This window comes from Bdellovibrio bacteriovorus str. Tiberius, from assembly GCF_000317895.1.
GTDB classification, from domain to species: Bacteria; Bdellovibrionota; Bdellovibrionia; order Bdellovibrionales; family Bdellovibrionaceae; genus Bdellovibrio; species Bdellovibrio bacteriovorus_F.
In genome coordinates, this window is sequence record NC_019567.1 from 3,747,040 (window position 1) to 3,762,685 (window position 15,646).

At 50.2% G+C, this 15,646-nt stretch carries 19 protein-coding genes; 10 read left to right on the forward strand and 9 right to left on the reverse strand.

The annotated features are described in order from the left end of the window. Positions 1-5: 5 nt before the first annotated feature. On the reverse strand, positions 6-773 hold the full coding sequence (gene ubiG, locus BDT_RS17675; RefSeq protein ID WP_015092610.1) for a bifunctional 2-polyprenyl-6-hydroxyphenol methylase/3-demethylubiquinol 3-O-methyltransferase UbiG: 768 nt from the start codon (positions 771-773) through the stop codon (positions 6-8). Positions 774-846: 73 nt separating this feature from the next. Between ubiG and BDT_RS17680 the strand changes: the two genes are divergently transcribed. Both BDT_RS17680 and BDT_RS17685 read left to right on the forward strand, forming a co-directional pair. Then, positions 847-1,284, forward strand: a complete 438-nt coding sequence (locus BDT_RS17680) for a hypothetical protein (protein ID WP_148278892.1) — start codon at positions 847-849, stop codon at positions 1,282-1,284. Positions 1,285-1,336: 52 nt separating this feature from the next. Continuing rightward, complete coding sequence (locus BDT_RS17685) at positions 1,337-3,151, forward strand: ArnT family glycosyltransferase (protein WP_015092612.1); 1,815 nt, start codon at positions 1,337-1,339, stop codon at positions 3,149-3,151. Here BDT_RS17685 and BDT_RS19115 read toward each other — a convergent pair. Then, the gene (locus BDT_RS19115; protein WP_080602446.1) at positions 3,044-3,439 is read right to left on the reverse strand and encodes an NINE protein; all 396 of its coding nucleotides are present in this window, start codon (positions 3,437-3,439) and stop codon (positions 3,044-3,046) included. The genes BDT_RS17685 and BDT_RS19115 overlap by 108 nt on opposite strands. Positions 3,440-3,462: 23 nt before the next feature. Continuing rightward, complete coding sequence (locus tag BDT_RS17690; protein WP_015092613.1) at positions 3,463-4,833, reverse strand: NAD(P)H-binding protein; 1,371 nt, start codon at positions 4,831-4,833, stop codon at positions 3,463-3,465. A gap of 172 nt (positions 4,834-5,005) precedes the next feature. On the opposite strand from BDT_RS17690, the gene BDT_RS19305 reads away from it, so the two are divergent. The 3 genes from BDT_RS19305 to BDT_RS17700 all read left to right on the forward strand — a co-directional run bounded on the left by BDT_RS19305 (position 5,006) and on the right by BDT_RS17700 (position 6,297). Next, positions 5,006-5,182, forward strand: coding sequence for a hypothetical protein (locus tag BDT_RS19305; RefSeq protein ID WP_158320251.1), 177 nt, complete (start codon positions 5,006-5,008; stop codon positions 5,180-5,182). After that, complete coding sequence (locus tag BDT_RS17695) at positions 5,182-5,655, forward strand: Hsp20/alpha crystallin family protein (RefSeq protein WP_041578072.1); 474 nt, start codon at positions 5,182-5,184, stop codon at positions 5,653-5,655. Before BDT_RS19305 ends, BDT_RS17695 begins: the two co-directional genes overlap by 1 nt. A gap of 162 nt (positions 5,656-5,817) precedes the next feature. Next, entirely contained in the window at positions 5,818-6,297 is a 480-nt protein-coding gene (locus BDT_RS17700) for a hypothetical protein (protein WP_015092615.1), read from the forward strand. Between the two features lie 12 nt (positions 6,298-6,309). Here BDT_RS17700 and BDT_RS17705 read toward each other — a convergent pair whose 3' ends face one another. Further along, entirely contained in the window at positions 6,310-6,735 is a 426-nt protein-coding gene (locus BDT_RS17705) for a VOC family protein (RefSeq protein WP_015092616.1), read from the reverse strand. A 105-nt stretch (positions 6,736-6,840) separates the two neighbouring features. Here BDT_RS17705 and BDT_RS17710 point away from each other — a divergent pair, with 105 nt between their 5' ends. Together BDT_RS17710 and BDT_RS17715 are read left to right on the forward strand one after the other, a co-directional pair. After that, entirely contained in the window at positions 6,841-7,359 is a 519-nt protein-coding gene (locus BDT_RS17710; protein WP_015092617.1) for an asparaginase domain-containing protein, read from the forward strand. Between the two features lie 115 nt (positions 7,360-7,474). Further along, a complete protein-coding gene (locus BDT_RS17715; RefSeq protein WP_015092618.1) occupies positions 7,475-9,229 on the forward strand; it encodes a hypothetical protein in 1,755 nt (584 codons plus the stop codon). Here BDT_RS17715 and BDT_RS17720 read toward each other — a convergent pair. Together BDT_RS17720 and BDT_RS17725 are read right to left on the reverse strand one after the other, a co-directional pair. Then, on the reverse strand, positions 9,226-9,888 hold the full coding sequence (locus tag BDT_RS17720; RefSeq protein ID WP_015092619.1) for an SRPBCC domain-containing protein: 663 nt from the start codon (positions 9,886-9,888) through the stop codon (positions 9,226-9,228). The two genes, BDT_RS17715 and BDT_RS17720, sit on opposite strands and share 4 nt — an antisense overlap. Before the next feature lie 6 nt (positions 9,889-9,894). Next, complete coding sequence (locus tag BDT_RS17725) at positions 9,895-10,617, reverse strand: DUF4097 family beta strand repeat-containing protein (RefSeq protein WP_015092620.1); 723 nt, start codon at positions 10,615-10,617, stop codon at positions 9,895-9,897. Between the two features lie 180 nt (positions 10,618-10,797). Between BDT_RS17725 and BDT_RS17730 the strand changes: the two genes are divergently transcribed. Beyond that, entirely contained in the window at positions 10,798-12,393 is a 1,596-nt protein-coding gene (locus tag BDT_RS17730; protein WP_015092621.1) for an ABC-F family ATP-binding cassette domain-containing protein, read from the forward strand. On the opposite strand, the gene BDT_RS17735 is transcribed toward BDT_RS17730, so the two are convergent. Then, positions 12,390-13,118, reverse strand: a complete 729-nt coding sequence (locus BDT_RS17735) for a tRNA-uridine aminocarboxypropyltransferase (protein WP_015092622.1) — start codon at positions 13,116-13,118, stop codon at positions 12,390-12,392. The genes BDT_RS17730 and BDT_RS17735 overlap by 4 nt on opposite strands. Positions 13,119-13,222: 104 nt before the next feature. Here BDT_RS17735 and BDT_RS17740 point away from each other — a divergent pair, with 104 nt between their 5' ends. Both BDT_RS17740 and BDT_RS17745 read left to right on the forward strand, forming a co-directional pair. Next, positions 13,223-13,729: a DUF1993 domain-containing protein gene (locus BDT_RS17740; RefSeq protein WP_015092623.1), complete on the forward strand. Its 507-nt coding sequence runs from the start codon at positions 13,223-13,225 to the stop codon at positions 13,727-13,729. Positions 13,730-13,973: 244 nt separating this feature from the next. After that, positions 13,974-14,621, forward strand: coding sequence for a L,D-transpeptidase (locus BDT_RS17745; protein ID WP_041578075.1), 648 nt, complete (start codon positions 13,974-13,976; stop codon positions 14,619-14,621). 66 nt (positions 14,622-14,687) lie between these two features. On the opposite strand, the gene BDT_RS17750 is transcribed toward BDT_RS17745, so the two are convergent. Both BDT_RS17750 and BDT_RS17755 read right to left on the reverse strand, forming a co-directional pair. After that, complete coding sequence (locus BDT_RS17750; RefSeq protein ID WP_015092625.1) at positions 14,688-15,050, reverse strand: hypothetical protein; 363 nt, start codon at positions 15,048-15,050, stop codon at positions 14,688-14,690. Positions 15,051-15,208: 158 nt separating this feature from the next. Continuing rightward, entirely contained in the window at positions 15,209-15,643 is a 435-nt protein-coding gene (locus BDT_RS17755) for a hypothetical protein (protein WP_015092627.1), read from the reverse strand. Between the last annotated feature and the right edge of the window lie 3 nt (positions 15,644-15,646).

Sequence of the window (15,646 nt, forward strand, 5' to 3'; positions counted from 1 at the left end):
GTTAATTAATTGAATCCCCGCGACTTCTTTGCAAAGCCTGTGTACGCAATTAAAGGGGCTCGCGAAAATGTGAATTTAAAATCTTTTGGCACTTCACCCGTGCGAATCAGCTGCCACAGTGCTTTTTGGGCGAACACCGGACGAATACCACGTATTTCATTGGTTTCCAGGCCAAAATCCTCCAGCCACAACTTCAGTTTTTTCGGTTCAATGAATAAAGAATACACATGATAGTCATTGGGTGTGTTCTTTACGAACCATTCCATGCCTTTAATGACCACAAGCCAGGCTAAAGGATTTTTATTGAAGGTGTTGAAAAAGAAAAGTCCCCCCGGACGCAGCACCCGCGAAGCTTCCGCAATCACCCGTTGAGGATCAGAAACATGTTCCAACAGATCCATCGCGGCAACGACATCGAAACTTTCATTCGGGAACGGCACTTGATAGACATCCCCCTGGCTATAGTGCACTGAATGGGTGAGATCACGGGATTCCGCGACTTTCAAACTGGATGTGGAAAGATCAATCCCCGTCACCTTGTGACCTGCAGCCGCAAGATCATTCGACAGAAAGCCCGCACCACAACCCATATCCAGAATTTCGGCTTTGTAACCAATATTGCGTCGGATGGCTTCCAGAATCCACGGCATTTCAACTTTGTGTTGGTTGCGCAAAAGAGCAATAGGATCATCCTGCGCTTCATACCATCGATCCGCGAGATGATCATAAGCTTCATTGTTCACAATCTCGCGATCCACCTTCGCCAATTCCATATCCACATCGACCTCCCTGTCTTTCCCAAAGCTATCAAGGGGTTCAGGGCAATTGGAGGTTTGGCGAAGTCCAGTGGTAAGAATCATGCACGAATCCCGCATTGATCTGACCTGGTCCTTCCGCTACACTGACGGCATGATTGAATACATCGAGATTGTCTGCCGGTGGATTTTTGGACTGCAAATGTTTTTCTGGGGCCTGAACGGCTTCTTCCATTGGGTGAAGATTCCACCCTCTGATCCCAAGATCGATGCCTTTGTGAACGCCTGCTTTGAAACGCGCTTTATCATGCCCACAGTTAAATTGATGGAAATCATCGGAGGCGCCGTTCTTTTGCTGAATTTCGCGGTGCCCGCGACCCTGGTGGTCTTTGCGCCGCTTATTTTTGTCATTTCAGGCCTGCACATCCTTCACAACCCAAAGCCCTGGGGCGTTTTGGTGACGACCACCGTGCCTTATCTGCTTTTGGTGTTCTTCCATAACATGTCTCTATTACGACTTGTTCACTAAGGGTTTCGTAACTTGAGGGCAGGGACTTCTTTTAAGTAGATAGTCCCCAGCCATGAAAAACTCTCTGAAATCGAACGTATTCTTCGGCCTGGGCCTTGTCCTTTTCACTCTGGCAATGTGCTGGCTGTTTCTGCTGACTCCTCGTGCCCACAATATTGAAATCATCAAACCGGATCTAAATACCGTTCAGGATTCCCTGGCGACCTTTCAGTTTCAGGACATGAATCCGGAACGGGAGGGCCTTTATTGGGTGAAGTTCACCACCTCCCCGATGATCTATCCTTTGAAATATCTGAACCTGCGCACGATGAACTGCGTGCATGAGATGAGCACCCAGCACGGTGACTGGAATCTGCCCACGAATCTGAACACCCGCTGCGACAACTTTGCAGGATTCAAACTGAACAACACCGCCCCCAGCCTTGCCAAGGAAACCACCTGGCATTTTGCTGGCAGCACCAAGGGGGACAGCTACGGTGTCCTGCTTGAAAAGGACTGGAAAGATCTTCCCGTTGCACTGGGACTTTTGCTGGTTGCAGGCTCCCTGATGATGATGCTTTTTGCGAAGCTGCCGGCCATGCCGTTACCCGAACGCACTTTTGTCGTCGCTGTTCTGGGTGGAGCCTTCTTGTTCCGCTTCTGGCTGGTGTTTATCAAAGCTCCGCCCGAGTTCAGTCTTTTTTCTGACATGGCCGGATACTTCCACCGCGGTGAAGAAATCATGCGCGGAGAATACACCTTAAGTCAGCTTTTCCAGCCCGCGGGATTTACTTTATGGAGTCTTTGGCTGCGCCAACTGGGAGGCTTTGAGCTTTTCAACTGGTCCCAGGTGTTCTTGTCATGGGGTACGGTCGTGTTGATCTATCTGATGGTGCGCGAACGTTTCGGTGCGCTGGCAGGGGCTTTTTCCGCGCTGATATCCGCAAGTTATATTCCGCTGGCGGGATTTGCGACGTTCCACATGGCTGAAAATGCTTATGCTTTTTTGATCACACTGTTCTTGTGGCTGATGATGAAAACGCTCAAGCACGAAAAGCTGTCAGGCTATTTCGCGATGGGAATTTTGCTGGCCCTGGCATTTTACTTTAAAGGCAATCACGCGTTCTTCATCCCGATTCTGGGGCTGTGGCTGCTTTATCGTGAACGCCATCACTTCACACGTGCAGTCTTAAAAGTGACGGTCATGGCTATCGGCTGCCTGCTGATCGCCGTTCCTCATATGGCGTGGACGTGGAAACACTATGGCAAGCCTCAGCTGGGACCCACGGCCGGAGCTTTAAACTTTATCGAAGGCAAATGCCCATCCAAAGACAACGCCGATTCATCGGGTGCACGCTGGATGTCCCCGCTGTTTCACTTTACCAACGAACGAACATTCAAACAGTGGGATCAGCCTTTCACCAACCAGGCCTATTTCTGGAAAGAAGGTCTGAAGTGTGTCGCCGAAAATCCAGCCGTGCTGGTTTCAAGTCTGAGATATATTTATTATCTGGCGTGGGGAAATCCACTGTGGCCGATCATTTCAAACCCCACCAAGGAACTTTATTATCCTTGGGAAAGTTTCTTTTATTATGCCATGCTGCCACTGACCCTGCTGGGTCTGTTGGTGCTGCGAAAGTCAGAAGAACCCTTTAACAAAGCGACGATTCTTCTGATGCTTTCGCTGTTTTTGACCGTGTGGTTCTTTAAGTCGGAAAACCGTTTCCGCGTTCCCTTTGATGCGCTTTTGATCAGCTGGGGGTCGCTGGGGGCCGCGTGGTTAAGCCGTCTCGCGGTTCACGTCGGAAATCTGCTCATTCAAAGTCCAATAGTCATACAGGTAACCGATCAGGAAAAGACCGCCGGTACAAAGCCAGATCAAACCTGACAGCCATTTGCCCATATAGAACCGGTGCACACCAAAGATCCCTAAGAACGTCAGCAGAATCCAGCTGACGTTGTAGTCCACACGCCCACTGCGATAGCTGCGCTGGGCGCTGCGATTCATGCTCGGAATAAGGAAGATATCAATCAGCCAGCCAATGCCCGCCAGACCAAACGTGAAAAACCAGATGGTCCCGGTGATGGACTTCCCGAAATAAAAGCGGTGCGCCCCCATGAAACCAAAAATCCAAAGAATATAACCGATAAAGCTGGAATGATCTGACTTGGCCATGCGGGCCTCCTTGCACTAAAAGACTATCGCGCAGACTTGGGCCGATTCAAGTAAAGTCCGAACTGACGCATAACCCAGATATGAAACAACGCCTGAGTCCAGCGATACAAGAACCACGGCATGCGGGGTTTGAACTCGTGAATAGCGGCAATGACCGCCTTGCCACCCAGAGTTTCGCGAAACTCAAGGCGCCCCCGCACGGTTTTTTGCGCCAGCAGACCACCACGCACGTAAAACAACTGACGATGGGACCAGCTTCTTTCCGGAGAATATTCCAGAATCAACAGACGTACATACGGAAAGCTCCAGCAGAAGTTCACCCAGCGTCCACTGACTTCCACCTTCATCAGACCCGGACGCATGCTGGGTAAGAATTCCATGTAAGCATGGGCCACTTCATCCGCCGTAACACCTTCCGGGATCAACAGGCGCTGCACCGAGCGCACTTCATAGCTGCCCAAGGGACTTTTTTGAAAGGCCAGCGGAGTTTTCTTTTCCGTGAAATCGGCCAGGGCTTCTTTCAGCGCTTGCTCCACCGGCATGAACTTGTATCCAGGTATATCCAGTCGGCGCTTGTCACTGACCAGCAATGTAGATCTTAGGCCTTCCACCAAAGGTGCAACCAAAGCCTTTGGGGCCCCCGTAACCATGCACACCCATAAGGTAGAAAGTCCTGGCGTTAAAAAGGGCACCGGCAACAACGTGCGCTCCAGCCCCTGCATGTGGGCAATCATCTTCATCATGTCCAGATAGCTGATCACATCCGGCCCACCGATATCATAAATATGATTCTGGGTTTCAGCGGTCTCAATGCAATAGCGCAGACTGCGCACCACATCTTTTAAAGCCACGGGCTGACTCTGCGTACTCGTCCACTTTGGGCAGACCATCACCGGCAGGCGATCCACCAACCGAGTCATAATATGAAAGGATGAACCTTCAGACCCCAGAATCACTGCCGCGCGCAGTATGGTTGCAGGAATACGACTGGTTTTAAAAACACCTTCGACCTCGTGACGGCTGTGCAGATGGCGGGACATCCCTTGGGAATTTTCAGGGCACATGCCTCCCAGATAGAAAATTCTTTTTACTCCGCATTTTTCCGCCGCGCGAACAAAGTTATCGGCCACGATCAGATCAAAATCTTCAAAAGTCCCCTGGGTCAGTTGCGCTGAAGGTCGCATGGAATGCACCAGATAAACGGCGACATCACAGCCCTGCAAAGCCTTTTCAGAATCCAGCAGACTGAATAAATCACAGGAACGCCATTCGACGCCGTCTGCCGAATCCTTTTTACCGGACCGACTGAGCGCAACGATTTCATGATGTCCTTGCAGTTCCCTGATCAGTGCCTTGCCAACAAAACCGCTGGCTCCGGCAATTGCCACCTTCACATTCGACCTCGCAGATAGACCCATCCTAACACGTTCATCCAGAGTCCTAAAATTATTGGTAAATAACAAGCACTTGCACGCAGCTTGACAACAAAAATATCGTACACAGATTTAAGGCAACAAACTGATTTTTTGGTTCCTCTTTTTGACCCACGAAAGGAGGTTGTCGGTCATGAGACGAACAGATTCTTTTTCCATCAAACATCTTATTAAAGAACTGCTTCTTGCACTTTATTTAACGGCTTTGATTTTGGTTGGCGCAAAAATTTTTAATCCACCCAACTTGACAGTCGCACAAGCAACCACATCGTTAGAGTGTAAGAACGAAACCTGCAAAGGAGGTTTTTAATGAGACTGACTACAACACCTTATTGGCCCGCTCGCAGAATGAACTCCAATTTCTTTGAAGAGATGGATCGCATATTCGAAAGTTTCGCTGCGACCCCGGATCAGGAAAAACGGGAACAACTGTTCACGCCCGCCTGCGAAGTGGCTGAATCTGCAGAACATTACCTGCTAAGCATGGATGTTCCGGGATTCAAAAAAGAAGGTATTAAAATCGAGGTGAACGGAAAACTTCTGACCATCTCGGGCGAACGCAAGCGCGACGAAAAGGTGTTAAGCACCTTCACCCGCAGCTTCACCGTTCCAGACACTGTGGATGGTTCAAAAGTTGAAGCCCACCACGAAGACGGAGTCCTCAGCATTTATTTGCCGAAAGCTCCGATAGCAAAAGCACAAAAAATTGAAATTCAAACTCAAAAAGGGGGTTTCTTCGAAAAGCTGAATGCCACTCAAGGCACCGGCACCGAAGGCAACTAATCTACATTCCTTCCCTCCACCTTTCCTTGTCCCTTCCCTCAGAGGGCTTGATTCCCCGTCAAGCCCTCTTCTATTTTCTTCACATGTGAAGTCTGTCAGCCACTGGGCATAATCGATTGCCTGAGTTCACACAAACGGCGATACTGACGGTCGAGGTGTCCCTTGGATAAAAAGAAACTGATCGAAGCTATTCGCACGCAACTTGTCGCAGACATGACGGCTCTTAAAGAAGCCGTCAAAGCCACTATCGATGCGGCCACCAACGAGGAAAGCAAAGCTGAAAACGAATACGACACCCGTGGGCTGGAAGCGTCTTACCTGGCACGCGGTCAGGCCAAGCGCATTGCTGATATCGAGGAAGTTTTGCTTTTGCTAAAACACCTGAGTGTCCGAGACTTCGGCCCGAATGACGGGATTTCTTCTTCCGCTGTTATTGAAGTGGAACACAACGGAAAAACCAGCTTCTTCTTTATTCTCGCCAAAGGCGGCGGCGTCAGTGTGCCGTTTGAAGGAAAAAGCATTCAGGTGGTCACACCCAACAGTCCTTTGGGCGAAGCGCTTTTGGATCAGAAGGTCGGCGGCGTCGCCGTTGTCGAAAATGGCCCTCAGGTTCGCGAATACGACATTATCAATATCTGGTAAAAATGCAGCGGCCTAAGGCAGCTGCATTTCGCCTTTTTCATTCAGTGGCGCCATGGGGTTCCACGCCACTTCCCACAGAAATCGATCCGGATCTTCAAAGTACCCGCTGTGGCCTCCCCAGAAAACATCCTGGGCAGGCTTAATGATGCGGCCTCCGGCTTTTTCGGCCTGCGCCAGAACTTGGGCCACTTCTTCTTTGCTGTTCACATTGTGCGCGATGGTAAAATCTCTGAAACCACTGCCCTGCGGGTCCACGCCGGCATCTTTCGCCAGTTCCTCTGAAGGAAACAACGACAAAGCCACCCCGCCAGTTCGCAGGAAGACCACGTTTTCATTGCTTGCGGGCGACACAGGCCACTTCAGACCTTTTTCATAGAATTCTCTGGATACTGCCAGATTTTGAACGCCCAGCGTGATCATCGTCAGTCGTGCTTCCATACTCACCTCACTTGCCAACATATGCTACCATGGGGGCTTTTCCACGAGCATCCGCTTTCTTGCTTTTCTTGCCAGCTTCCGAAAGTTGACATAGGATCTCGAACCATGGGCACAGCTATTCAAGACGTCATCATTATCACCACCGGTGGTACCATCGAAAAAACTTACAATGAGTTCGATGGATCCCTGGAAAACAGAGGCACCAGCATTAAAAACCGCATTCTTTCCAAGATGCGATTGCCGTACACCAATATCATGGTGTACCCGCTGTTAAGCAAAGACTCGCTGTATATGACAGACGAAGACCGTGCCCTGATTTCTGCCACCGTCAAAGATCAAATGCAGCGTGGAAGCCCGATCGTTGTTCTGCACGGAACCGACACCATGCACATTTCTGCCGAACACTGCTTTAAGGACATCGGCACACCTAAAGTTCCAGTGGTGTTCACCGGCGCGATGATCCCTATGGGTTTTGATGACAGCGATGCCGCCCAGAATGTTACCGAAGCTTTGTTGTCTGCGAAGCTTCTGCAACCGGGGTTCTATATTTCCTTCCACAACCAGGTGTTCAACGTGCCTCAAGTGCGCAAGAACCGCGAAAAAGGCACCTTCGAAAGTTTTTAATCGCGAATTCCTCTCTGAAAGTCCTGTGTTAATTTGAGATTTCCCAACGGCGCCATTAAGCCCATTGAGCCTTCTCCGAAAAGACAATATTGGATCTATTTCTGAGGAGTTACGCTTGTTTTTATCCCGTTTTATTCTGGCAGCTGTTTTTGTACTTTCCGCCTGCACTCATCTGCCCAAAACAACGGTGAATGAAAGCCCGCACGTAACCGATCACGTGGTGCCTCTTCCGCCCAACAAACGCACCCCGGCCGCAGAGGAACTTGACTGGTGGGCCGCCAACGAACGCCAGGTTAAATCTGCCGTCTGTCGTTTGCGACTGCCGGTCACCACCGAAGAAATCCAGCGCCACTATAAAAATCTTCCGATTGAAAACGGCTATGAAGCGGGAACTCATGAAGTTCTTGGCGTGGTTATGACCAATGAACGCCCCCGTCTGGTGCTGGCGCTCAGCCGCCTGCTGACTTTAGGACGCGAAGGTGCGGCGCCAGAAAAAGTTATCAGGGATTTCCAGAAAGAATTTAAAATCGGTCCCGCCTGCGACAAAGCTCTGTGTGCGGCGCAAAAGATCTTCGGTTCCGATGTCGGACCTCAGATGCTTTATCTGATGGATCAGTTTGATGTGAACACATCACCTTATTCTTTTTCCAGCGCTTCGCTTTTCACCGCCAGCGAAATCGCCGATGTCATTCGCACCTTTGAACTGGTTAAACCCGGGCAGCTGCCATTTGGATTCAACAAACAGCTGATCAAATTCAAACGCGGCTACACCCGCGCCTCTTACGGTGACGACGGCGGAAAAGTTCTGGCCAATGCCGCCATTGAACTTTTTGATTCGTGGTCAGAGCAATCCTCGATCATGCGCCAATACACGCTTTATCACGAAATCGCCCACAACCATTCTGACAATCAATTTTCGGACTATGACCGCTCGGCGGCCTGGCTGCAGCTAAGCAACTGGAAAGAAGCCAAAGCCGGTGGATTTGAAGTTGAAAAGAAAAAAGCCCTGCAAGGGCATCCTTTCGTGTCCCGCTATGGTCAATCCAATCCCTTTGAGGATTTTGCAGAAAGTGTGACTGCTTACCGCTTTAATCCAAATCTGCTTAAGAAGAAATCCGCCGAAAAATACAATCTGATCAAATACCTGGTGCACGACGGGCTGGAATACACCTCCAGCAAAAACTGCAATGACACTGGCGTTTCAAAGAAATTCCAAAAAGAGATCGACCGCGACGACGGCCTGACCAGCACCGAGAAAGACCGTGTGCTGAAGGCCTGCCGTCAGCCGTTCTATCAAACGCTGCTGGGTCATATGCCGGTGTCGTTCTTTGATTCCTGCGTGAACTATGAAGCAACTCAGATCTGGGCCACACAAAATGGCGAACGCTATCCGGATTTGCTGCCTCAGGCCCTGTTCGATCCGAAACTTCGCGTCAGTACGCTGAAATTCACAAAGCTAAGATCCGACCTGGCCACGACTCTGCAGCCCGAAGTGGCGGATTGGATTCTGGATTCCGTACAAACCTTCGCTTACCAACTGCGTTCGGACATGACTAATGCCGAATACTGCGAAGTATGGGCGCAGCTGAATCGCAAGGTCTATCCGGACATCGATCGTGATAATAAATGGCGCTACAAGGGGATCTTTGTTTCCCACGACTATTCACCGAAGGCCGGTGCTGCTCGCGGCATCTGTCTGGATCTGGCCGCCGGATTTGTTCCGACATCAAAGTCGACACTTTCAACTGTGAAAAGCTGGATCAAAGAAACCGGTCACATCGGCACACAGGGTCCTTTGAAAGAACGCGGCATCAGTCGTGAAACTCTGTTGAAATTTATTATTGATCGCACGAACGTCGGCGGTCGTTAGGATTTTTTCTTTCGTACCGGAGCCGCCGGAGTCATTTCCACAAGGGCGTTGATGGCTTCGGTCCAGCGGTCGCGAATCGCCGCTTTTGAACGGGTGTCTTTGATTCCATCGTGCATGAACGCCAGCATGGATTTGCCAGGAACCCGGCCCATCACATAAATCTGCACAATCGTGGGCTTGTGCCATTCCGGATCCTGCCAGCTCATGCGCAGGCGCTCGCCTTCTTTCATGGTGCGGATTTCTCCGAAGTAGCCATCTTCGGTTTCAAAAACATTCTTGGGCTTAAACTTGAAACGAGACAAAGGCTTCAGCCACACGGCCTGACCTTCCGGGGATTCCAGCAGTTTCCAAAGTTTATCCGCGCTGATATAAAAGGTTCGTGTCACCGTGGCGGAAAGCTCGCCTTTTTGATTGCGGCCTTCCTGACGACGGCCGATGTGAACCTCATAACCTGAAGTCACAATCTGACGCCACCATTCCTTCAACTTGAAAGGTTTCTTTCCCAGCAAAGCCACGATCTCTTTGTGGGAAAGATTTTTTGCCCCTTGGTCATTCAGAATTCTGACCCACTGATCCCAGTTCTTGCCCGTGTGTTTTTCCACGGAAACTGCAGTGACCCTGTTTAAAACCTCAATGACGACAGGTGCTTTTTTGGTCATGCGCAATTACGGAGCTTTCTTAATATGCAGGTTCGCGGCACCAGACTGCAATTTCACTTTGAATCCGGCATTTTTCGTATCGCCCAGTTCATTGGTCATTTTTCCACCCACAGAAATAAAGCTGGTCTGAATTTTCGCATCAGCCGGCAGGGTCAGTTCTACGTTGCCGCTGCCGGATTTGATCTCGAACTCACCCGTGGCTGGCAAGGCGGCATATGCAGCCTTCACCGTGCCGGAACCCATTTTCAGCTCGGATTTGCCCGTCAGGGATTTCACGCTGATTTCCGCATTTCCAGCAGAACCATCCAGTTCGTGCACGTCAGCGTCGATCGTCACTTGGCCATTGCCGATTTTAAAGTCAATGTCCCCTTTGGTTCCGGTGACAGCGATGTTCCCAGAGCCCGTTTTCACATCCAGCTCGACCACTTTGGGCAGAAGCACGGTGAAATGGGTGGTGCAGTCTGATTTTTTAAAGACACCTTTGCGGGACACTTCCACATCCAGATCCGTGCCCTTTTGTTTGAATTCCAGGCGGCAGGACTTGGTGAAGTCGGTTTTTTCAGCCGTGATCACGATTTTATCCTCATGAGCCCCTTCAATTTTGATGTTTCCGTTCAGATTTTCGATATCGAAACTATGAATGGTTTTCGCATCAAACTCTTTTACTTCCGTCTCGGCCGCCAAAGCCAAGGGACTGATAAACAGGGCCAGTAGTGCTGTAAATTTCATAAGTCCTCCTACAAACATAATTCATTTATTAAGCCGCCAAGCCCCCCTATTTTCAAGCCAAGAGCACACGGCCAGGCCTTTTCACCGGGAGTTTTTTCCAAGGCCCCCTTTCAGATGGGGAAAGGGTTGCGTTTCCCGCCTGAAACACGTAAAAAAACAGCTTTCAAAAGGACCCTTCCGATGATCAGCACGAACAATGTAAGTTTGCGTTTTGGCGGCAAAAAACTCTTCGAAGAAGTGAATGTAAAGTTCACCCCAGGCAACTGCTATGGCCTGATTGGCGCCAACGGGGCTGGCAAGTCCACGTTCCTGAAAGTTCTTTCCAAAGAAATCGAGCCCAACACCGGCGAAGTGATCATCGGCTCTGATCAGCGTCTGTCTATCCTGAAGCAGGATCACTATGCCTATGACGAATTCCCGGTACTGAAGACCGTTCTGATGGGGAATGACCGCCTGTACAAGGTGATGGAAGAAAAAGACGCTCTTTATGCAAAGGCGGACTTTTCGGAAGCGGACGGCGTTCGTGCTTCTGACCTGGAAACCGAATTTGCGGAACTGAACGGCTGGGAAGCAGAATCCGAAGCGGCCGTGATGCTGGCTGGCCTGGCAATCCCGGAAGAACTGCACGGCAAACTGATGAAAGAGCTTACCGGCGGCGAAAAAGTAAAAGTGCTTCTGGCGCAGGCCCTGTTTGGCCGCCCGGACATTCTGCTGCTGGATGAGCCGACGAATCACTTGGACATCTATGCGATCCAGTGGCTGGAAGAATTCCTGCTGAACTTTGAAAACACCGTCATCGTGATTTCGCACGATCGTCACTTCCTGAACAAAGTCTGCTCGCACATTGCTGACATCGACTTTGGCAAAGTGACCACTTACACCGGGAACTATGATTTCTGGAGACAGGCCAGCGAACTGAATCAGCGCCTGCGCGAAGATCAGAACAAGAAAAGCTCTGACAAGGCCGAAGAACTGAAGGCCTTCATTGCCCGCTTTAGCGCCAATGCCTCGAAATCCCGTCAGGCCTCTTCCCGTCAAAAACAACTGGAAAAACTGGAGTTCGTGGATCTGCCGGCATCTTCCCGCAAAAAGCCGTTCATCGGCTTTGATATCAAACGCGAACTGGGGAACGATGTCCTGGTCGTTGATAAGCTGACCAAAACCTGGGAAGGCGAAACTCTGCTGAAAAACCTGAGCTTCACCCTGAAAAAAGGCGACAAAGTCGCTCTTCTGGGTCGCAATGACCTGGCAAAGACACTTCTTTTGGAAATCATCTCTGGCGAAATGCAGGCTGATTCCGGAACTTACAACTGGGGTATTACCACTTCTGTCGGCTATTTCCCGACGGACAACTCCCGTTACTTCAATGGCGAAGAAGAAACTCTGGTGGACTGGCTGCGCCCTTACTCCACAGAAAAAGACGAAACCTTCCTGCGTGGATTCCTGGGTAAAATGCTTTTCGGCGGCACTGATGCTCTGAAACAGCCCAAGGTTCTTTCCGGAGGCGAAAAGGTTCGCTGCATGTTCTCTAAACTGATGTTGTCAGGTGCGAACATTCTGATTCTGGACGGACCAACGAGTCACTTGGATCTGGAAAGCATCACGGCCGTGAATGAAGGCTTAAGCCGCTTTAAGGGCACTGTGATCTTCACGTCCCACGACCATGAACTGATTCAAACCGTGGCCAACAGAATTATCGAAATTGATCAGGGTGTGGTTTACGACAATCACATCACTTACGAAGAGTACCTTGCTTCCAAGCAAGTGACTCACTAACGACTGTCACGGGCCTTAAGATCACGTGAATTAAAAGGCCCGTGAATTTCCTCTGCATGGCGCAGGTGAAGCAGCTGACGCTCCACCATCAGATCAAAGACCTCCAGAAGGTTGTCATGCGGGCGCTGTTTCAGATTCAGCCCCAGATCCCCACCCAACAATTCAATCGTCTGATGAACCGCTTCGATGGTGGAATAGCAGAATTCCTTCGGCTGTTTGCGAACTCGAAACGCTGACGGTTTTTCAGGAGAAAAACAGATCTTGGGAAGGGCGTGAAGGTTATGGCTTTCACGCATCATCTTTTTTGCTGTGGCCCACGTGCCATCAATCACAAACACGGTCAGTCTTTTTCCCGCGGGCACCAGACTTTGCCGCGCCAGCGGGTTCATCAACGACAGGTCACTGGAATCCCGCCCCGGATAAAGAATCACGCAGTGATTCGCCGGATCCCTGATCAAGGCATTGACCTGCGGGTTCTCGCTGAAATTCTGTCCAGAGATTAAATAAGACTTTTCCAGACACAAAGACGTCATGCGCCCGGTGGCGATGCGCCGGCGCACCTCAATGGGATGAATCAACAGAACAAAACTGATTTGGGGATCAAACCTTTCAATAGCGTGGCAATAACAGGCTTTTCCCGGCTGCATGCAGGAATAACACAGCGGCCGGCCCAACTGAAAGCCCTGCTGTTGTGTTTTGCGCTCCTGATATTTTTTTAAATCCAATGGCCTGACTCCCGCTGCAGGCAATGAGTCTAACCGCAACACAGAACTTGTCACTGGGAAAAGCCTCTGCTCTAATTCTTCTGCACTGTTCACCGGAGGTTTCCATGCTTTACGAAATGACTGTTCCCCCATTTATCAAAACTCTTAAAAATCTTTCCGCACTTCTGGACAAGGGTGCTCACCTGGCCGAGACAAAAAAGTTTGATGTCGAGGTTCTGTTGAACTCCCGACTGGCACCGGATCAGTTCCCGCTGACTCGTCAGATTCAGATCGCCTGCGATACAGCGAAACTGGGTGTGGCACGTTTGACAGGCAAAGAAGCTCCTTCCCATCCAGACACCGAAAAAACTTTGCCGGAACTAAAAGCGCGTATCGAAAGCACGATTGCTTTCCTGGAATCAGTTTCTGCCAATGATTTTGCTGGCTCTGAAAAGAAGCACATCTCTCAGCCCCGCTGGGAAGGAAAGTACCTGACTGGAGAAGACTACGTTTTGCATCACGCGATTCCGAACATCTATTTCCATGTCACAACGGCTTACTCCATCCTTCGCCACAACGGCGTGGAGGTTGGCAAAAAAGATTTCCTGGGCGCCCTGCCATTTAAGTCCTAGTCAGCTGCTAGTGAGCATGTTGAAGAGAAATTCGACATGCTCACATTCTGTCCCCTGTCCCCAATCCTCACACCAGACTTCCGTGTCGTTCCCTTTCTGAACTTGCATGAAGGTTCCCTTCGTCGGTCTTCCTGTCTGAAAAATTCTCTGTCATCCGTCCAAGCTTGTACGGAAATTACCAAATTTTTGCCCCCACAAAGTACAATGAGGACAAATCCCAACTCTCTAACCAATGAGGTGTGGCATGAGAACTCTACAACAAATAACAGGAGCAATAGCCGCTCTGCTGTTTTTGACAGTGAATACTGCCCAGGCAGAGCCCACCGAAACAATGCAAAAACGCAGTCCTACCGTGATCGACGAGATCAACCCCTTTGACCCGAACATCGAGCAAGTACTGGAACAATTCGATAAAATTTACGAAGAAGAAACCGGACAGTCCGCTCACCTTCCAGAGACTTATCTGGATGACATCGTGAATATCTTTGGCGGTTGCACTCGCAACAGCTGCGCGGTCTGGGCTCAAGTGGTGAAATCAAGTCAACGCATGTATCTGTATGTGAACGGATCCCTGCGCGGTTCATGGCTGGTATCCACCGGCATGTCGGGATACGGCACCCCTAACTTTGACAAACATCCCAACGGCCGTATCTATGATCGCTACAGCTCCAGCAAATTCCCCGGTGGCGACTATAATGGCTTGGGCAACATGCCTTATGCTGTCTTTATTAGTGGAGGATTTGCCCTGCACGGCACACCTCAAGGCAACTGGTCTAAGTTAGGCACCCGCGCATCCCACGGTTGTATTCGCATGCACCCTGATAACGGATATGTCTTCAACCGGCTGGTGCGCAGCTACGGAAAATCAAATGTGTGGATTACGGTTCAATAGAGCACGTTGTGATGGAGCGTTCCGGGCAAGGGCCCCGTTCAAACCAGGACGGGGCTATGCATTTAATTAACGGCGGCCGATATAGTTCGTGGGAATGGCGCTGCCACTCCAAAGATGAGTCTGATAGGCCCCGGTGCGAACTTTCCTGGAAGTGATCTCAACATCAATGATGGCATTGAATTTAGCCTGGACGGCAAAGAAAGCCAGACGCAGCAGAGTCTCTTCACGATCCTCGCAATCAACAACCTTGAAAGCTTTTTCCGTGCGTTTGAAATTGCGGGTTTCCTTGCTTTGATCCTTGAAAAAGACCGCGATGTTGCGAGCTGCTTCCAGATCGGCATCATAAGCTTCGACTTCCGGCATGACTTTGAAATCAAAGCACGGCGTGCAATAAGCCCCGTGGGAAAGCAATTCCGGAACCTTCGTCATAAAGGAAAAGCGGCCCTCTTCCAGAAACTGCGCACAGTTCTTACAGACCGCTTCTTTGCAACAGCCACACTGAAGCGTGGCTTTGGGTTTTTGGCATACACAACAAGTTGAACTCATGCCCCAAAGCTATCACAGCTTCAGGGCAGATTCGACTGGAACTATCGCAAACAATAACTTTCCACCGGGAATTTGAACTCGGCCGCCTCTTTTTTACACTGAGGCTGGATCTCGCCCAGGATTCCCGCCGGAGTCTGTTTGGAAAGACGGTTGAATTCATCAGAATCGGTCTCACGAATCAAAACCACAATGCTTTTGCCGTCTTCAGACAGCTTGGCGGACTGGGGTTTTACGTCACAAACAGACTCTTGATCCAGCACCGGCAGTTCCTGCCACGCCATGCGCCCACCCTGACAATTCACGCGAAGCTCCATTGTATAAGGACGCCCCAGCTTGTCGCCCACTTTTCGGGTGGTGATCATGGCCTGACCGCCGCCTTTTAAATCCAGGGTTTTTTCACCCACCACGTCAGTCGCTGCCACCGCAGACAAAGAAGCCCCCGTCAAAATCATCAAAGTAAAAATAATTCTTTTCATAAG